Source organism: Alteromonas sp. BMJM2, assembly GCF_027257845.1.
Lineage (GTDB): Bacteria > Pseudomonadota > Gammaproteobacteria > Enterobacterales > Alteromonadaceae > Alteromonas.
Genome location: NZ_JAPVOT010000029.1, coordinates 1 through 15,641, shown reverse-complemented (window position 1 = coordinate 15,641; position 15,641 = coordinate 1). Strand labels below are relative to the sequence as shown.

The 15,641-nt window shown below is 39.9% G+C and carries 23 protein-coding genes; 2 read left to right on the top strand and 21 right to left on the bottom strand.

Annotation, left to right across the window (positions count from 1 at the left end):
* Position 1: 1 nt before the first annotated feature.
* The 8 genes from O9X84_RS18400 to O9X84_RS18365 all read right to left on the bottom strand — a co-directional run bounded on the left by O9X84_RS18400 (position 2) and on the right by O9X84_RS18365 (position 3,915).
* Positions 2-460 (bottom strand): hypothetical protein, encoded by a 459-nt coding sequence (locus O9X84_RS18400; protein WP_269521134.1) that lies wholly within the window; start codon positions 458-460, stop codon positions 2-4.
* A 78-nt stretch (positions 461-538) separates the two neighbouring features.
* On the bottom strand, positions 539-775 hold the full coding sequence (locus O9X84_RS18395) for a hypothetical protein (RefSeq protein WP_269521133.1): 237 nt from the start codon (positions 773-775) through the stop codon (positions 539-541).
* Positions 776-844: 69 nt separating this feature from the next.
* Entirely contained in the window at positions 845-1,270 is a 426-nt protein-coding gene (locus O9X84_RS18390) for a GNAT family N-acetyltransferase (protein ID WP_269521132.1), read from the bottom strand.
* A 106-nt stretch (positions 1,271-1,376) separates the two neighbouring features.
* Positions 1,377-1,586, bottom strand: a complete 210-nt coding sequence (locus O9X84_RS18385; RefSeq protein ID WP_269521131.1) for a hypothetical protein — start codon at positions 1,584-1,586, stop codon at positions 1,377-1,379.
* Positions 1,587-1,695: 109 nt separating this feature from the next.
* Positions 1,696-2,292 carry a DUF6624 domain-containing protein gene (locus O9X84_RS18380; protein ID WP_269521130.1) on the bottom strand — a complete coding sequence of 199 codons (597 nt, stop codon included), beginning with the start codon at positions 2,290-2,292 and terminating at the stop codon, positions 1,696-1,698.
* Positions 2,293-2,349: 57 nt separating this feature from the next.
* Entirely contained in the window at positions 2,350-2,553 is a 204-nt protein-coding gene (locus O9X84_RS18375) for a hypothetical protein (RefSeq protein WP_269521129.1), read from the bottom strand.
* Positions 2,554-2,581: 28 nt separating this feature from the next.
* The gene (locus O9X84_RS18370; RefSeq protein ID WP_269521128.1) at positions 2,582-2,809 is read right to left on the bottom strand and encodes a hypothetical protein; all 228 of its coding nucleotides are present in this window, start codon (positions 2,807-2,809) and stop codon (positions 2,582-2,584) included.
* A gap of 599 nt (positions 2,810-3,408) precedes the next feature.
* Entirely contained in the window at positions 3,409-3,915 is a 507-nt protein-coding gene (locus tag O9X84_RS18365) for a hypothetical protein (protein WP_269521127.1), read from the bottom strand.
* Between the two features lie 117 nt (positions 3,916-4,032).
* On the opposite strand from O9X84_RS18365, the gene O9X84_RS18360 reads away from it, so the two are divergent.
* Positions 4,033-4,170, top strand: coding sequence for a hypothetical protein (locus O9X84_RS18360; RefSeq protein WP_269521126.1), 138 nt, complete (start codon positions 4,033-4,035; stop codon positions 4,168-4,170).
* A gap of 109 nt (positions 4,171-4,279) precedes the next feature.
* On the opposite strand, the gene O9X84_RS18355 is transcribed toward O9X84_RS18360, so the two are convergent.
* The 3 genes from O9X84_RS18355 to O9X84_RS18345 all read right to left on the bottom strand — a co-directional run bounded on the left by O9X84_RS18355 (position 4,280) and on the right by O9X84_RS18345 (position 6,225).
* Complete coding sequence (locus tag O9X84_RS18355; protein ID WP_269521125.1) at positions 4,280-4,435, bottom strand: hypothetical protein; 156 nt, start codon at positions 4,433-4,435, stop codon at positions 4,280-4,282.
* Positions 4,436-4,685: 250 nt separating this feature from the next.
* Positions 4,686-5,537, bottom strand: coding sequence for a CPBP family intramembrane glutamic endopeptidase (locus O9X84_RS18350; RefSeq protein WP_269521124.1), 852 nt, complete (start codon positions 5,535-5,537; stop codon positions 4,686-4,688).
* Between the two features lie 91 nt (positions 5,538-5,628).
* Positions 5,629-6,225, bottom strand: a complete 597-nt coding sequence (locus tag O9X84_RS18345) for a glutathione S-transferase family protein (RefSeq protein WP_269521123.1) — start codon at positions 6,223-6,225, stop codon at positions 5,629-5,631.
* 679 nt (positions 6,226-6,904) lie between these two features.
* On the opposite strand from O9X84_RS18345, the gene O9X84_RS18340 reads away from it, so the two are divergent.
* Positions 6,905-7,084 (top strand): hypothetical protein, encoded by a 180-nt coding sequence (locus tag O9X84_RS18340; RefSeq protein WP_269521122.1) that lies wholly within the window; start codon positions 6,905-6,907, stop codon positions 7,082-7,084.
* A 384-nt stretch (positions 7,085-7,468) separates the two neighbouring features.
* Here O9X84_RS18340 and O9X84_RS18335 read toward each other — a convergent pair whose 3' ends face one another.
* From O9X84_RS18335 to O9X84_RS18290, 10 genes are all read right to left on the bottom strand, one after another.
* A complete protein-coding gene (locus O9X84_RS18335) occupies positions 7,469-8,269 on the bottom strand; it encodes an alpha/beta hydrolase (RefSeq protein ID WP_269521121.1) in 801 nt (266 codons plus the stop codon).
* 163 nt (positions 8,270-8,432) lie between these two features.
* Positions 8,433-8,813: a hypothetical protein gene (locus tag O9X84_RS18330; RefSeq protein WP_269521120.1), complete on the bottom strand. Its 381-nt coding sequence runs from the start codon at positions 8,811-8,813 to the stop codon at positions 8,433-8,435.
* 693 nt (positions 8,814-9,506) lie between these two features.
* Positions 9,507-10,031 (bottom strand): hypothetical protein, encoded by a 525-nt coding sequence (locus O9X84_RS18325; RefSeq protein WP_269521119.1) that lies wholly within the window; start codon positions 10,029-10,031, stop codon positions 9,507-9,509.
* A 267-nt stretch (positions 10,032-10,298) separates the two neighbouring features.
* Positions 10,299-10,601 (bottom strand): hypothetical protein, encoded by a 303-nt coding sequence (locus O9X84_RS18320; RefSeq protein ID WP_269521118.1) that lies wholly within the window; start codon positions 10,599-10,601, stop codon positions 10,299-10,301.
* A 47-nt stretch (positions 10,602-10,648) separates the two neighbouring features.
* The gene (locus tag O9X84_RS18315; RefSeq protein WP_332108341.1) at positions 10,649-11,233 is read right to left on the bottom strand and encodes a DUF998 domain-containing protein; all 585 of its coding nucleotides are present in this window, start codon (positions 11,231-11,233) and stop codon (positions 10,649-10,651) included.
* A 265-nt stretch (positions 11,234-11,498) separates the two neighbouring features.
* Positions 11,499-12,524 (bottom strand): alpha/beta hydrolase family protein, encoded by a 1,026-nt coding sequence (locus O9X84_RS18310; protein ID WP_269521116.1) that lies wholly within the window; start codon positions 12,522-12,524, stop codon positions 11,499-11,501.
* 137 nt (positions 12,525-12,661) lie between these two features.
* A complete protein-coding gene (locus tag O9X84_RS18305) occupies positions 12,662-13,531 on the bottom strand; it encodes a helix-turn-helix domain-containing protein (RefSeq protein ID WP_269521115.1) in 870 nt (289 codons plus the stop codon).
* 190 nt (positions 13,532-13,721) lie between these two features.
* Complete coding sequence (locus O9X84_RS18300) at positions 13,722-14,744, bottom strand: S41 family peptidase (RefSeq protein WP_269521114.1); 1,023 nt, start codon at positions 14,742-14,744, stop codon at positions 13,722-13,724.
* Between the two features lie 98 nt (positions 14,745-14,842).
* Entirely contained in the window at positions 14,843-15,082 is a 240-nt protein-coding gene (locus O9X84_RS18295) for a DUF2442 domain-containing protein (RefSeq protein WP_196897248.1), read from the bottom strand.
* Positions 15,083-15,137: 55 nt separating this feature from the next.
* Positions 15,138-15,344, bottom strand: a complete 207-nt coding sequence (locus tag O9X84_RS18290) for a DUF4160 domain-containing protein (protein ID WP_269521113.1) — start codon at positions 15,342-15,344, stop codon at positions 15,138-15,140.
* Positions 15,345-15,641 lie beyond the last annotated feature (297 nt).

Below are 15,641 nucleotides of genomic sequence, written 5' to 3'. Positions count from 1 at the left end.
ATTAAACAGGCTCATCAACAACTTTTAACTGCGCTATATCCATTACCCTTATATGTGTTTGGTAATAGTATTTATCTGTGCGTTTACCTTCTGCCAAAAACGCTATCTTTACTCGCTGCGCTTTTCCTCTCACCACTATTTTTTTGCCGATAAAAAGCTCTTGCGGAGGCATTTTATAATAAGCTGTGAGTTGCTTAATGACTCGTGGGGGCAGGGCTACCGTTACAGCGCGCTGGTCGCGATAATCGGCTTCTGTATTAAGATAAACAAAGTGACCTTGGCTGCCTGCTGCAACTATGCGAAGGGTATACTCCCCAACAACACCTTTCGGTGCAGCGTTAGCCGCGGCTTCAATAATTTTCATTGAGTCAGAAAGGGGGTAAGTGGCAGTTGTGGGTGGCAACGTTGTGGATGTGCAGCCTGCTAGAACAAAAACTAGTAGTAAAAAAATATTTTTCATAATGAATTCCCTGTAAGTGCATGGCATTTTTATAATGCTGCTGAATGCGTATCCATTTTATGAGCGCGCTGCGCTACTTTATTTACTTGCTTGGCTATTTGCAAAAAAATTGAAGAGTGAATAAATCACCAGCCCAAAACATGATGCTGCCACAACCGCTGCTGGCACTGCCATTAGCAGTGACCCGTTATTCCAACCATAAATGGCCATCACGGTGCAGATTACAAACAAAGAAAATTCGATTAAAAATGACTCCCAAGCAAGCCGGTAGTTAGAGTCGATGGGCCTAGCAAAAAAGTTAACTTTAAATCCCATTTTTCAATCCTTGTTCTCATATCCCAATTAAAGGGAGTGGGTAAACCTGTAGCCTACTATAGCGTATCGCTAAGATATTTCCGCTATCATATTGAAAAAGCGTGCATCTTCACTTTGTATAACAAAACCATTTCTTTCATAAAAAGCAACTGCCGGGCTACTTTTAAACACCTTTAGTGTGAGGGTGCTCAAATTTGCATGTAAAGCGCGCCGACTAGCCTCATTTAACGATGCTCTGCCAATGCCTTTGTTTTTTGCCGAATCAATAATCTGTAAATCTCGTAAAACACAACAGTCATCATCGAATTGCAATCGCATAACGCCAACAACCTGTTGCTGAAATATGATGTCATAATTTTCAAGTTCTAATGTTGCCTCAAATACTTTCAACACATCCCACTCTGGGGCGAATTGCTGGTAATAAACTCGCATGTTGTCAAAAGTGATACCAGCAGCTTGCGTTAAATCTGCAGTGCGTACAAATGAGATATTCATCGAGTACTCCATTACTCAAACTTCTAAAGCAGGTGCGAAGGGCATAACAGAGCACCCTATTTGAGTGAACGCGCTATTGAAAATCTTAAAAGCATTAATAGATGTGTTATACGGCGTGCTCTTTCGAAGCTAGAATACTCGCCGTAGCTAATGTAGTGCCTATGAATATGCCCACAAAACTGAATATTAATCCGGCTTCTTGCCCAGATAGGGCACCAGACTTTAACTCGGCAAAAACAGGGGAAAGCCCAAGGTAAGCGCCGACCGCACAACCCAAAACGCTGAATGAAAGACCAAGTTTTGTTCCTAGTTTCATAATCAAAAATCCTTCTTATTTTAAATTATCTGTTTTGTATAACGAGCCCATACAAAGTGCTAATGCCGGGTTAGTTTTTCCACGAGTACTTGGAAATGTTTTTAGCGCTCTAATTCAAGTCTATTTCTGGATGGTCTTTTATGCCATACATTTTTTCTAAGAGCTGTTTATAATACTCCAACGGCGGCATATTCATTTCGGCCCTTCTTTTATCCACTGAATCTTTGTCAGAAATAGGCATAAACGTAACTTTACCGTTTTTTATTTCTGCTTGCGTGCCATAGATTTGCGCTTTGTTCATGTGGATTAGAACTCGATCGGTTAATAGGGCAACTTCTTGCGCCGATACGCCCTCGTTATTTAGATACGAATTTTTTAATAGTGGAAGCATTCTTTCTTGAAACTGTTCATCAGGAGAATGCTGAATAATAAGAAATGCAGCGCTTATACCGTCTCTTCCGACTTCTTTTTCTGTAAACCACTGGCGGTCGCTCAAGATTGCTTTGAGTGCCTCCGTATTGTCATGATCTACCTTTAATAACTGGGCCCGAAGCTCTTTAGGGGCTTTATCCCAACCGGCTTCTCCCAATTGGTTGCGAAGCAACTGATCCAACTCTGCCATTTCAATAAGCTGAGTTTGCAATGGTTCGTTTGTTGCTGCAGAAGATAAAAATGAAATGAAGAAAAGTAAAACGAGTAAACGCATAGTCAAAAATCCTTTTCCTGATAACCCCATCAAAATTTTTTACGCTAACTATGGCACCTAATTAGAGGAGGCTGGCTTCTTAAGTGTTGATAGTAACGCTATGGATAATCCTATGCCAAGACCAAGTGCAAGGCCACTTGCTATGTCTGAACTAGCACCTAATATGCTTTGAGGTTCTCTCACATTCGAAATCCAAAAAGACAACATGAAAGCAATGCTCACCACTGCTGGTATAAGAACAACTTTACTTTTATTAGTCATAATATTTCCCTATGTATACACAAGATGATCATGCTAACAGCACCATTTCATCAACTGAACCTCGTTCTTCAGTAAATTGACATAATTTATATTTGGTTTGTCCGTTTAATGGAACGCAGAACTGTTTATTTTTATTAAAAAAGCTTCGTAAATCTGATTGGCTATAATCAGTTTCTAAGGAGAGTGTAATTATTCCTCGACCCTCTTTACCGGACGATTCCAAAGCTTCCAAAATTTTGCGAGCTTTTACACTCATATTAACTTCCTGTGTTTATTTGGTGCCTTGTGCGTATTAAATAAGCCTTATTGGCTGGCTGGTTTAAAAAGCAAAACTGCAGTGCAAAATACGCAGTCCATAGAATAGCCAATAATAAGTGTGTTATCGAGCCTATTTGAAAAAGTTGGCTGTTGTTAGCGCTAAAGTGCAAGCCGGCATTTAAAGATGGGGGGAGCAATGAAATAATTAGATTTAGACATATGATAGCGCTGAACGCAGCTGTAGCGAGCATTCCAACCCAAGCTACTTTCATTTTAAAATGTAGAGCAAGCGCTAAAAGGGTAAACCATATCCCTTCCGCGCCAAGATTATCTCGAACTATTCCTAGCCCGATAAGAGAAAAGCCTAGGAATAAATGGCTAAAGACTAACAAGCCTTTTTGAATGGATGCTTCATTGCTCAACATATGTTGAATTCCTTTAACAGCAAATTACGGGCGCTTAACGGACAAAATACCAAATTTCAAATCCCATTTAAATTCCCTCTCGGCATATTGCCCTCAAATCACTGGCGTAGGGGAGTGGGCTATAATGCGAAGCAGCCCACTTTATGCAGTCCACCGAACGAGGTGAGTAAGTTTATTGGGTAGTTATGTTTTTGGGGCTTAAAAAAAGCGCGTCGCTCTTACCAATAATATGGTTTGTATTCTTGGATTTCTTTTGATGTATCGCTACATAAAATTTAAGAGGAAAAACCAACTTACTCAGAGCTTGTTTTGAATAGCCCGCACTCGTTGATAATGGAGTGTCCCACTTGACTGATATCGAGCCATTTTTAGCGTCTATATCGCAGGGATTTCTTTTTTTGGATGTAGTTACCAATTCATCTTGAGAATTTGCAAACAAAACTGAGCACGTGTATAGCTTAAAAGTATCGTGATAATTAGTTATGCTGTAATTGAATTTCACATCAAGCTGATGTTTATCAGTTCCAGCCTCACCAAGCTCTACAACTTTTATGTTGCTGACTGTCGCCGCGCTATTTTCAATATCCGAGTAATTACTCGATGCGCAACCAGCTAGTAACCCTATGAAAACAATTACTAGAAACTTCTTCATATTTTCTTCCTTAAAAATTTTAGACACAATGACTCCCTAAGAAATGCTAGCCTCCGCATTTTCGTGGGTTAACTCAGAAAGCCATCGGGTGCCGACCAGAACCATAATTAGTTTGTTCACTACTAAATTAATTTGGAGGCTAGCATGAACAAACATAGCATGATTTTCATCGTATTGGATACGCACATAGAGTTTCACGGAGTTGCCTATTGTGAAGAGCAGCGCGAGGCAGGTGCTGTGCACTATGGCTGCAAACAGCCTGAAGTCGTCTTTAACAATTAACGTGGAGCGGTCTAATTTATCGAGTGGTGCATTTTTGACTTGGGTTCACTTCAAACCAAAAAGCTTGTATATACCTTCATAAAACTTTCCCTTTTATTGCCTTTACTCGTTAGCAGTCAACTTCGATAACCACCGCGTGAGGAAAAACTTTTTTCGCTCTAACAAATAAGTTGTGAGCAAGCGCTTTTCTGGGAGCATGAATATCTAAAGCGTTATCGCTTTTATTGAAAAGACTTACGCAGTTGCCTGCTAATTGAATCTTCACTACAGAGCTCTTTGGTAACGTTTTACTACCAATAACTGAATAGTTTACGCAAATGCTATTACCGAAATCTTGGAGCACCTTATCGGGCTCATAATGTCCAATTTTTATATATCGCAATACGGCTAGTATTATCACGATTGAAAAAGCAAAAATCCAAATATACAAAATGTCCATGAAGTCACCGTTTATTTGCTAAATTACGTGGCATGGCAAAACTGAGCAAATGGCTAGTAGCCGCGAGCTTGATGGCTTATTGCGTTTTGACAAACTTAAATTCAGCATTTCCTTTTCTTAGAAAATAAAACGCCACACAGGTTGCCACAGTGGCTATCACAGCTCCAAACTCATCTATATACCACGCAGAGTTTGCGTTCGTTATTGTAATGGGCGTAAATAACTTTTGTATGAATATATTCGAGCTGGCATGGTAAATAACTGCAGGCCAAAGGCTATTCGTTTTTAGACGAAAGTAAGCCATAATTATCCCCGAGGCAGTTATAAAAACGGAGAACACAAACAGTTGATAAAATAATGGCGTTACGTCGTTACCATATAGCCCTAGAATAATTAGGGGCCAGTGAAATAATGCCCAAGTAAATCCACTTACCACTCCAACGCCTGTAAAAGTCATTGTTTTAGCAAGCTCCGGTACCAGAAAGCCTCGCCAACCAATCTCTTCACCTAGAATAGACGGCAATGAAACAATAAAACTAATAGTTGAAATCATTCCGCAATGAAAGAGAAATATAGCAAGATCATTCCAATGTCCTAAGTTATAGCTTTCCTTTTTATTTGACAGAAATTCAACATTATAAAATTCACCGAATCCACACGCCCATATAATTACATAAGAAATGAGTGCAATAATTAAAGGCAATAAATAGCTTATACCTTGATGCTTCCACTTGCCCCATTGCCAACCTAGGCTTGATAAATTGCGTTTTCTTAAGAGGCATGTAACCAATGTAGCAGCTCCAACTGACAACATCAGTGGAGTCGCTTGACCCATTCGATAAATCAGCCAATAGCCTAAAATATAAAAAGCTACAACCAATAGCAAAAAAGTCGCTAGCGTTAACATGGTGTCTTTAGAGTTTTTCAATAGGGGGCCTCTAATCGGCTAAATGAATTACATAGCTTGTAAAAGAGTAGGCTGGAGGTTAGATACCTCCGACTATCCATTTAAATACCATTTATGTCATGCCAACATACTTTGGATGAGAGGCAATTCTGTCAATCCACACTTGTATAGCTGGGTAATTAGAAAGATTAAATCCACCTTCTTCGGCTACATGAGTATAACCGTATAGCGAAATGTCAGCGGTAGTTAGTTGCTCGCCTGCTAAATATGGTGTTTTTCTAAGTTGAGCTTCCATAACTGATAGAGCTTTGCCGCCGCCTTCCTGCTTTGATTCATAATCGGCACGGCGATCTTCAGGCAATCCTAAGTATTTGGCAATAAAGCGCGCTACTGCAATAAACGGTTCATGGCTGTACTGCTCAAAAAACTGCCACTGTTGAACTTTGGCGAGATCAAAGCTGTCTCTTGGCAGTAACTCAGTTCCAATAGCCAAATAATTCAAAATGGCATTAGATTCAAAAAGGCAGCGCCCATCTGGTAGTTCAAGCAATGGAATTTTACCATTTGGATTTCTAACCAAAAAATCAGAGGTTTGCGTTCCGCCAGTAAGAATATCAACATGAACCCACTCATGCTCAATTTCTAAAAGTGAGCATAACAATTTTACTTTATAACAATTTCCGGATTGTATATCACCGTAGATTTTCACGTACTCTCCTTATAGTATTTAATACAAAGCACACGGGCGACGAACCGTGCACCGGCTTGGCGTGACAGCTCCCACCACAAGCGAATGATGCATACTGTTATGAATTGCTACGCCAATTAGCATTTTGTTTAGCCTTGCTCTGGGGTTTCATGCCAGCCTACCTTACTTACTTGCCCCACGAATCTTTTCGTTAGCTACTTCTAGCATTATGAGAACCTCACACGGCGAGTATTGTTCAAGTAGAGAAACAGATCTGTAGTTTATCCACTCCGATATAGGGTCGAATTTATCTTTTCTTTTGAATGTAAGATTTTTGAGCTGTACTAGGCACTCCCCCTGGAGCTTCGCACTCCCGATTTCATTTGTACTAAGGCCGAAACGTCCGTGGTTTTTAGCAACATCTTTATACATGTCTGACATTGCAAATGAGCTATAACAAGCAACAGTACCTAGGAGTAAATAGGTAATCATTTTCATTGGTTACTGCCTATATTGGTGAATAACTTTTAAATAAAGGAAGATAGCGGGTAGGGCATAGTAGCCAAGCTGCCTTGCATGTATGCGCCTTAGCGAAAGAAGCCAGAGCTTTTAGTGACTTGTTAAGCACGCTGATATTAGAACCCCGTTTAACAATAGGCTTGCTGTAAAGAAACTAAAAGCAAATACCCAAGAAAGAGTAATGAACAGTGCCAATACACAAAAAGCTAGCCGTACAATAAATTCTCTTGGACGTGCGGATGCACTATTCTTTATCGCTGGCTGTTTTGATTATCGGCAACCTGTACCCGTTAAACTTTTTACTGAGAACAGTTTTGAGTGTAAATATGCCGAAGAAGATGCCTATACAAATGCCAACTAATTGAGATCAGGCGAGCATCTTACTTGAATCAATGCCTATAACCGCAATCACTATGCCGCCCAAGAAACCAAACAGAAAAGCTGAAGGAATTGTCCAAGCTAGGGCTCTCCAACACCAACTCCACCAGATTTTAATCGCCCATATCCATGTAACTTGAATTTCTTCCATTTCTTACATTTTTTCTCTCTAATGTAAACAACCGTGCAAATAACACCCCAAAGTACCGGCAAAAATTTGCTGGCTATAAATGCGAGGCACGAGCCCAGCCAGCGAGTTTGTTGCCGGCCACACAGTGGCTTTAGCTAATTGGTCAAACTTGGTTGGCTAAAATTAGCGAAGAAGCAGCGAAAAGCCAACTTAATTTTTTCCAGATTTAACGGTTTTTTATATGCCGATCTTTTGCTGATACTGAAATAATCCTCTAAGAGAATTATAGAGTCCGGCCGCCATAGTAAAGTCATGACCCTCATGTTCAAACTCATCAAATCGCACATTAAAATCAATATTACGATTTCTTAAAATTGTTTGAGCTAGGGAGTCATAAACTTGTCGCATCTCGCCACTTTCACTACCTATATCCATATAAAGATAATTTTGAATATGTTTGGCTGTGGTGACATATTCTTTTGTAGCTTGAGATGTTTCTCGCTCCCCCCACCAAACAGCAGGACTGAATGCTAAATGCCCCTGAAATAAATTAGGACGAGATTGGAAGCTATGAATAACCAAAAGACCCGCAATTGAATGCCCTGTAATCACATTATGGTTATTAGTTCGGTACTTTTTATTTATTTCTGGAATAAGCTCCGTCTCTAAAAAATCCAAAAATTTATCACCACCACCGCCTTCTCCAACTGGCCCTCTTGGATCTCTGTTTACTGTGGGCGCAAAATCTCTCAAACGGTTACTGCTAGTAACGCCGACAATAATGTGCTCATTTGAGCCTTTAGATAAATGTAGCCTTTGCAGCATTCCATTAACCAGCTCACCATTGGTTTCACCATCTAGAACAAATAAAACCGGATATTTTTTTGTTGTATCTGACTTATAAGATGGCGGCAACGCTACAATTATATTTGGTGTCTCTACCATATTTGTTGATTGGGGAATTTTCATGCTTACGAAATTCGACGCATTAATTCCGATTGAAAAGAAGGCTGTAAGTACTAAAAAAACAATTCTCAAAATCTAAAACTCCGTTTCTGGCTGAAATATTCAAAGTGCATATAACACATCACTAAGGGGCGATATCACATGGGCTATAGAATCAGGAACGAAGTGACGCAGCCCATTTGTTAGCGTATCAGCGAGAAGCGCGAGAACTTTTAATGTTTTGTTATGCCTAGCGCTAAAGTTGATACCACACAATAATGCATAGAATGCCAAGAGTTAACAACGCTGTCGGTGCCAAAATTACATAGAACCAATGTTTTAATAACACCTTATTACCCAAGATTGATAGCTTTAATTGGTCATTTATATCAAAGAACGGGGTAAGTACGCTGGTATCGCAAACATAACTCGTTGCGCCAGAAGTTGGATGATAAAAGTTGAGCTTCAAAACCATCGCTTTACTTAAACGTGTTTCGGTACTTGCGTTACGAAAAATTTTTTCTGCAACAACCGCACTCACTGTTTTTGCTCGATATATAAATTGAATCCTATGTAACAGCAAAATAGCTGAACCAACTAATAAGGATATTCCGATAGTTAAGCAATAAATCTTCATAATCTACTCATGGGTATAACGCGAAGCGAGCGGGCAGTGTATTAGCGCCATTAACGCGAAGCGCCTTGCTATGTGCTTGCGATAAAGCCTGTTCAAGGTTGGCAAAGAGAATAGGCACACAGCCGAGAAGAGTTATGACGGCGTCCCCAAAATACTGACCGAATAGTATTTCTAAATCCGCGATAATCCGCCCAAAATTGTGTGATAGGTAACAACAATAAAGATAGGCCGAGTGAAGCCACAAGTGCGGCCATATACTTTTCTTGGATAGAAAGAGATAACCTCTCCAGTTCCACGGTGTAGCTTAAATTGATGTAAAAACTAACGGCCACAAAGAAGACAGATAGTGACAGTGTTAACGCCACTTTTTGCAGGATTTAAAGCCGACTTATTGTCCTCGGTGTATACGTTGTCCATTTTATATCCTTATAAAAACAATTGAAGTTTACTTTGTGTATAACTCCTACACTAGCGGCGCGTTAGATGCTCCATAGCAATCTTTTGGAAAGGCCTTGTTGGGCATACATTGCTCGTTTTGCTGCTGTAATCGGTCACAAAATTCTTGAAAACTCACATATATACCTTTGTGCCCTAACTTTTAAATCAAGGACGATAAGGGGTAGGGCATAGTAGCGATGTGGCCCTGGTTCCGGAGAAAGAAGCGAGTTCCTTTAGTGGCTTGCTAGCTTAACGTTAACCTCGCCTTCTTAATAAAAGAACAGATGAAAAGAGTAATAATAAGATAGATGGTTCAGGGACAGTAGTTATATTGAAATTTACTGTGTTTGTCGTCCAAACTCCATTGTCGTTTTGACCGCCAGTATAAACAAACGAAATGTCTTGTGGGTCTAAAGCATCCCAGCTTAAATTAAAATCATTTTTTGAATCTAAAAGCACACAATTGATACCACAACCAGCGCCATTATCTTCTATTCCGCCTATCACTCGAAGTGGGTCTCCTATTGAGGAAAGGTAGTTAACGTCACTTAAACTATACTTGTATCCATCAATGGTTAAATTAATTTCTAATAAACTAACAATACTAGAGAGCTCATTTTCCGCTTCCCATACAAAATGACCTACAACAGTCTCTTGTGGCGGATTGATTTGATTATTGCAGCAATCGACAAAATCAGTGGCCTCAAAAGAAAACTTAATTAATGAAGCATTCGAAAATGAGGAAAACATAATCAGTAAAACTATGGTGATTATTTTCAATTCATACCCTTATAATTATTTGAATTTGGAAAAACCTTTGGATGCAAGCATCTTGCCAAACATAGGCACCTGTTTTGTTTAAAGGAGCTGTTAATAAATGTTCTCAACAAAAGATCATTAATGTAAAATAACCTGACACTTTGCTCAGGCTAGAACTAAAGCTAACTTTACGCTTAGGGGGCGCGAACCCGTTGCTTATAATAACTGAAGTCGCGCTACGTTAGTGTCCCATTGTTCCCACTCTTGATTCACGATTTAAGCGTTGTGTTATGTGCGAGGACATTCAGAGCTAAAAGAATTAGATCTCGTATTTGCCTTTGAATTTGATTCAAATAATCCGGCTATACCGCGAATTCCTGCATTTAGTATACCCGCAGCTAAGTCTTGGTCATTGAATTTGTCGGCATTTGGTCTGCTAAGGTCTTTTCTTGCCCTTTCTTGTCTATCGTTGTAATTATCGAAAGTGCCTTCGACTACATCATAAGCTGATTTACATAATGAATTAGATGCGCATCCAGATAATGTAAAAGATGCAATGAAAATGAGTGTAATAAATTTAAGTGACTTCATATTAGTCTTGTCCCTGGCGCAGCGAATGTTAGTGCATTTGTTAGTTTTTATGCTATCACGAAGATTGAATAAATGAACAACCACAGTATTTGGAAGCCATAACTCAGCCTCTGGTGAAGGCCAGGGACACTTTTAAGTTTGAGTGCTTTTGCTAATCTAAATGAAAAATAAAAGCAGCCCAAAACACAAAAGGCGGAAAGGTATCGAAGTGGTACAGGATAAAAACTAGAAAAAGTAACTATCAGCGGCGCAATGATAAATGAAAGGAGCATAATCAAACCCGACCACGTATGTATCTTGCAACTTTGGGAGGGTGACTTAGTGTATGCGTCGGCATCCATCGGAAAGAAGCCGCAAACCCACGTACATACGCCATGAATGATTACCATAGCGCCTATTGCTACGGTTGGTAGATGGAACTGATGTGAAATTATCAAGTAGTACCCAAAAAGAATGAACAGAGCACCTAAAGGGTAGTTGTTTATAGCAGGCGACAATTTTTGAGTAGGGCTACCAAAAGCGCCGAGCTCACTACAGAACTGTTTTGAATGGCTGTAGTTTGGATAAAAACGAGAGGCAATATAAATACCTAATACGATCCATATCGAAGCTACGACCCCCGTGTAAGCCAATATATTGTTCAAACCAAAATCCTCCTTGAAAAACTAACGCCTAATTAAGCGGTCAAAAATGGTTGCTTTACTTTTAAGATACGAAACAAAGCTATTTTTTTGTCCCGACTTAAAGTGCTTCTTATGCATTTATTCTAAAATTATTGGTAGTTCGTTTTACTTCAAATAATCTGAAGCCTTTAGATTATTCTTACACAGCTAAATAAAGGTGACTTTTTAACATCACCTTCTTCGTACCTTATGGTTTTTGACCATGTATGAATTTTTAGCTAAAACCATTCTTATAAATAAAGCTAAATATATGCCCAAGTATTTGTTTCTGTATTGCCTTTCGATCGACACCTTCTCTATCCTTACACAAAAACACGCCTTTTACCTTACGGTCAGAGTCGCATTTATCAATGTATACGAAATGACCAGCCCCTTGCTCAATGCCGGCTAAATCTGCACCTTGAATATGGTTTGCATAATATTTGGAATGTGTGTTGTACGGGAGGAAATCATTTTCCAAAGAGCCAATAACAAGGGTAGGAACCTTTATACTTTTTAGACTTTTTTCGCTAACCGCATGGCCTAAGGCCGGGTCTAAAGCAATAACAGCAGCAACTCGCTCGTCTTGCATTTGCTCCTGTAGCAAACCAATTTTCTTTATCATTTCTTCAGTCATTGGTTTACGCTTACTTTGCTGACCATAGCTGCAGCCTTTATCATCCTTTGCCTTTTCTGAATCGCAATAGGCTTGTGACTTACCAGCCTCTAAATTAGCGCCAGCCATTGCTAAAGAGGTAAACCCGCCTGAAGAATGACCGAGCATTATTACCTTGTCAGTTTTAAGTGAGGTATTAAACAGCCCCTCTTTAGATAAACTATCGATCGCAAAGCTTACATCTTGTGGGCGCTGCCAGAAGCGCATAACTGAACTCGGATCAATATTCTCAACCCCATAAACCCAGGACTCACCAAAATGAGCTACCCCAGCTACAATCCAGCCTTGCGAGGCTAATGCATAGCCCAGCCAGTTCATTTCACGGGGAGAGCCAAAGGCTCCATGAGAGATAATGGCAACCCGTTGACTACTCTGCTTCGGTGATAAGCACATAGTTGCTTCACAAGGTTCTGCGCTACCTTGATACCAAAACTTGATTTTAGTTGGTCGATTCACGGTTTGATTTACAAAGTCGACTTCTTTAGTCTTTAGTTCCATTATATCGCTAGTGATGGCTTGAGCATTGCCAAAAGAAGCAAGTAACACAAGACCAGTACAGAAAAGTTTAGTTATATTTAGTTTCATAGTTCTCTCTATTAATTTTCCTTGAACATTCTATACCGCAAATATACATGCATCATTTGGCCGCGCTGTGCAGAAAGTGCTATTTATCACATCAAGTACAGTGTTGAGCTGGGTATTCTGTCGCAATCTAAATACTGCTAGTCTTCTACCGCAAAATACAATTCCGTTTTAAGTGCTTCAGGCTCAATTCCCATAGGATTGTTCAGGTAAAGCTGCACAATTTGTTGGTCCTTAAGATTGATGTTATTCGGCAAGACCCATTGAGAATAAACCTGAGAAATTGTTTGCCACATACAATCGTGTGGACCATTATGCGTGAAGCAGGCCCATCGGCCGGCACGCCATTTAAAAGTATCTAGCCTTTCATGATGCTCAGAGAGACCGTTAACAAAGCCAGCAAAAAAACGGCTTTCAGTTTGTTCTCCTGCCCACGGGTTATCAACAGAGACGCCAATAGGCTGTAAGTCCTCATAATTTAAAGGGGCAGCTATAGTTGATAGACGACCGTATAGCTCTCTAGCCAGCGAGGAGAAAGATTGCTCATTAAACCCTTTGCCATAAAAGCCGTACACTTTCCGTTCATGTAGCGTCTTCCAAACAGGTTCCCATTTTTGATTAGTAAGCTGCTTTTTAGGTTTTAGGCTGCCAGCACGTTCATTGTTTGGCAGTTGGCCTCGGATTACTTCGCTTGGCGTTATAGAGAAGTTCTTTTTAAACGCCCTAGAAAAAGATGATGGGGAGTCGTAGCCGATACTAAGAGCGACATCGATAATATTGTGGTTTCCTTGTTTAATTAAATGCAGTGCCTTTTCAAGTTTATGACGCTGAATAAACTCACCCAATTGGTAACCTGTCGCCGCAAAAAATATGCGGTTAAAATGGTACCTAGAAAAACCGGTATAACTTGCTAGGCCATCAAGGGTGATAGTTTGGTCGCTATTATCGTAAATATATTGGCCAACTTGGTTAATGATTCTTGAATTATTGTTGATTAGAGTATCGTTCACGTATCTTTATCTCATTTCCATATGAAATTTCGGCCTGCTCGATTGTTTAACTGTATGCATAACGCTAAGCTTTGGAATGCAGGCACGGGGCTATAATCGCGAAGCGGCCCCGTGTTAGCGTCCCAGCGAGCCCGCGAGCGATTTAATGCGTTTGTTATATGACGATCCACACCTAGTTTGGGTTGTTGTTTTAGTGAGCAGTTAAATCTTTAAGTTTATTTTTGATCTCAATTTTTTGAGAATCATTACGAGAAACATTTAATAGTGTATTTAATGCTGAAATGTACGCAGTTTCCAAAGCTTGTTCTCTCGAAGTTTCGATATCTGGAGTTACACCGACCCATTCCCAATTGGTCTTTGTAATTGGATTTATGGCTCGCCCATAAGGTATACCGGCAATAAAACCATCGCCAAAATCGACAAAGCGCATTGGATTAGCGCCGCCACCAGTGGTTTCACCAACAATGGTTGCCCGTTTCAGACTCTTTAAATCATAAGTAAACGCTTCAGCAGCAGAAAAAGTATCGTTGCTTGTTAAAACATAAATGGGAATGGTTGGTCGCTTTTTCCCTCGTATATCTGTTGAAGTCCAAAATTCCTCGGTTTCATCAGAATTTCGCCAGTAAATACTACTAAGTTGAGTTCTCTCATTAAATAGATATCCACTAAGTAATTGAATCATTCTAGGACTCCCACCACCATTATTTCTCAGGTCAAATATAATGGCATCAGTTTCCGAGATAAATGACATAACATTAGCAACACGCTGCTCAGATTTTACATTTACCCTGTCAAAACCCCAGAATTCAATATAGCCAATATTACCTTCTAGTATTTCTACTTTACTAAATCCTGAATTTTTACGATCTAGTCTATCCCAATAACTTTCGGTTCGGGGTTTCGTACTAATTTCATTTGGATTTGACCAGCTAAGACTGAAATGTCTATCAAATTGCTTTAACTTCTCATTTATGACTTCTGCAAATTTATTGCCGTCAGGTAGCTTAACAAGAAAATCTGTTGAAGAAAGAGAGTCTAAAGAAGCTAAGATGCCAGGAATACTATCTTCAATAATGTATTGCTCAGAAATCTCTTGTTTTAGATTACTTAATATCTCAGCTTTTCTTGAATTATCTATGTTGTCAGCAAAGGTCATGCTTGGTATGAGCAGTAATGATATTATTAAATTACGCACAAATCTTCCTTGAGTCATATAACTTCCCACTAAGGGGCGATAACACATGGGCTAAAATTAGGAACGAAGTGACGCAGCCCATGTGTTAGCGTCCCAGCGGCCGGAGGGAGTGAACTTTAGCGCTTTGTTATGTGACGTTTCAAGAACTCAGGTGCCAGGTCGGCACCATTCGGCCAAACCACTGTCTCTAATTCTGGGTCAACAGCAACTTTAGAGAAAAAAGAAGAGTCCTTTAGCGGTTCAAAGACACTGCCAGATAGTTTGTTTTCTAAATTGACTTCGCCAGCTGTACCATCGTCAAATGTTACCCATAGTTTAAAGCCGTCGAGATATTTTGCGTTTCTAACGTGAAGCATAGTTTTACTCCAATGGTGCAATGTAGTTTAACGGTTCGCCATTTTGAGCCTTATGTCAATTCTCTTCTAGTTCGGCTCGATGCTCTGAAAGCCATTCCTGAACGAATTTCGTGGCTCTGTTAGGAAGCGCTTCTTCAAGTATTGAACCGTCAAAGGCAAAGAGTGCCTCGTAACCAGAATATTTAGCATGAAAATGGGGAGGATTATCGTCGTTAAAATACATTGCGATTATAATCCCATAGAACCGGCTAATTACGGGCATTGTTTGTTAGGCTCCTTTAAACGGCGTAAGTACTATTCTATACGGTTTATCGTGAAATGAAAAAGTGAGTCACATAACTTTTCAATAACGGGCGCAGACATGTGGGGCATAATGGCGAAGCCGCCCCGCGTGTATGCGTCCCAGCGAACGAAGTGAGTGCGTTAATTGGCTTGATAATCATTGAGCCTCCTCCCTATCAGCATAAACTAAGTTTATCCTAATAGGCGACCAAACCAAGGGAGAAAACTCAATGAACTTTTATACTAATACACATCCGTACTATTGTGGAATCGATCT

Excerpts from the sequence above, each read along its gene's own strand:
- O9X84_RS18400 (WP_269521134.1), bottom strand. The coding sequence starts at position 460 with ATGAAAAATATTTTTTTACTACTAGTTTTTGTTCTAGCAGGCTGCACA.
- O9X84_RS18395 (WP_269521133.1), bottom strand. The coding sequence starts at position 775 with ATGGGATTTAAAGTTAACTTTTTTGCTAGGCCCATCGACTCTAACTAC.
- O9X84_RS18390 (WP_269521132.1), bottom strand. The coding sequence starts at position 1,270 with ATGAATATCTCATTTGTACGCACTGCAGATTTAACGCAAGCTGCTGGT.
- O9X84_RS18385 (WP_269521131.1), bottom strand. The coding sequence starts at position 1,586 with ATGAAACTAGGAACAAAACTTGGTCTTTCATTCAGCGTTTTGGGTTGT.
- O9X84_RS18380 (WP_269521130.1), bottom strand. The coding sequence starts at position 2,292 with ATGCGTTTACTCGTTTTACTTTTCTTCATTTCATTTTTATCTTCTGCA.
- O9X84_RS18375 (WP_269521129.1), bottom strand. The coding sequence starts at position 2,553 with ATGACTAATAAAAGTAAAGTTGTTCTTATACCAGCAGTGGTGAGCATT.
- O9X84_RS18370 (WP_269521128.1), bottom strand. The coding sequence starts at position 2,809 with ATGAGTGTAAAAGCTCGCAAAATTTTGGAAGCTTTGGAATCGTCCGGT.
- O9X84_RS18360 (WP_269521126.1), top strand. The coding sequence starts at position 4,033 with ATGAACAAACATAGCATGATTTTCATCGTATTGGATACGCACATAGAG.
- O9X84_RS18340 (WP_269521122.1), top strand. The coding sequence starts at position 6,905 with ATGAACAGTGCCAATACACAAAAAGCTAGCCGTACAATAAATTCTCTT.
- O9X84_RS18330 (WP_269521120.1), bottom strand. The coding sequence starts at position 8,813 with ATGAAGATTTATTGCTTAACTATCGGAATATCCTTATTAGTTGGTTCA.
- O9X84_RS18320 (WP_269521118.1), bottom strand. The coding sequence starts at position 10,601 with ATGAAGTCACTTAAATTTATTACACTCATTTTCATTGCATCTTTTACA.
- O9X84_RS18310 (WP_269521116.1), bottom strand. The coding sequence starts at position 12,524 with ATGAAACTAAATATAACTAAACTTTTCTGTACTGGTCTTGTGTTACTT.
- O9X84_RS18300 (WP_269521114.1), bottom strand. The coding sequence starts at position 14,744 with ATGACTCAAGGAAGATTTGTGCGTAATTTAATAATATCATTACTGCTC.
- O9X84_RS18295 (WP_196897248.1), bottom strand. The coding sequence starts at position 15,082 with ATGCTTCACGTTAGAAACGCAAAATATCTCGACGGCTTTAAACTATGG.
- O9X84_RS18290 (WP_269521113.1), bottom strand. The coding sequence starts at position 15,344 with ATGCCCGTAATTAGCCGGTTCTATGGGATTATAATCGCAATGTATTTT.